Annotated in this window: 1 protein-coding gene and 1 pseudogene; both read right to left on the bottom strand. The window is 71.0% G+C overall.

Features of this window, described 5'->3' with window-relative positions:
* Window positions 1–209: pseudogene (locus tag B7L92_RS41750) on the bottom strand (outer membrane protein assembly factor BamB family protein); the annotation flags it as partial.
* A 106-nt stretch (window positions 210–315) separates the two neighbouring features.
* A partial coding sequence (locus tag B7L92_RS38475; protein ID WP_218030503.1) for a PQQ-binding-like beta-propeller repeat protein occupies window positions 316–949 on the bottom strand: 634 nt, incomplete at its 5' end.

The raw sequence follows: 949 nt of genomic DNA, 5'->3' as shown, positions 1-949 counted from the left end.
GGGGGTGTCGGCGGGGCGGCCGGAGGCGACTGCGGGGTCTGCGGGTCCCCGTATCCGGGCTCGGGAGCCTTGGTGAGATCGGGTCCGCCCGGAGCGGGCGGCTGCTGCGGGGGCTGGGCGGGCGGCTGCGGCGGGCCGAAGCCCGGCTGCTGCGGGGACCGGTCGGACGGCTGAGGCGGCTGGTCGGACGGCTGAGGCGGCTGGGTCATGGCGTGAGTACCTCGGGGAGGGGACGGGCTGCGACGGGGTGGGTGACCGGACGGGGCGAGGGCGCCGGCCGTCCGGGGCCGGCGCGCCTCGCCGTCGTCGTGCGCCTCACTTGCCGTAGGCGAGCATCAACTTCTCCTTCGACTCGTCGTTGCCGGTCAGCCGGGTGGTCGAGAGGTAGAAGCGTCCGTCGACCCAGTCGATCGACCTGCTGTAGAAGCTGTCCTCGATCTTCGCGACGCCCTGCGGGTTCTGCATCAGCCCGACCGGCTCGTGGCTGCTGCCGGTGGTCGGGATGGACACGATCCGGCCGCCCGCGTCGTACGAGGGCTCCACGTAGGCGATGAGCTTGCCGCCCTCGACCTTCATGGGCACCATCGACTCCTCCGCCGGGGACTTGACCCGCCACTTCTCCTTGCCGTCGGCGAGGTTGACCGCGACGATCTCGTTGGCGCCGGTGGTCGCCTTGGTGGGCAGGTACAGGGTGTCGGCGTCGGCGGCGACGCCCTCGCAGCCCTGGAGGTCGCGCGCCAGGATGGCCCAGTCGCACGTGGGGGCGAAGTCCTCGTCGAAACCGACCTCGGAGCGGAACTCGCCGGTGGCGGTGAAGGTGGAGATGTTCCAGGCCTTCTTGTCCCTGTTGGTGCTGTAGATGACCAGCGGGTCGACGGAGTAGGCGCGCTCGACGCGCCATCCCTTGTCGAACTTCTGGGTCCACTTCACCTTGCCGGTCTTCGGGTCG

The sequence above is a fragment of the Streptomyces viridosporus genome, assembly GCF_002078235.1.
GTDB lineage: Bacteria > Actinomycetota > Actinomycetes > Streptomycetales > Streptomycetaceae > Streptomyces > Streptomyces viridosporus.
The sequence above is the reverse complement of the archived record's forward strand: the minus strand, read 5'-3'. Positions and strand labels throughout refer to the sequence as shown.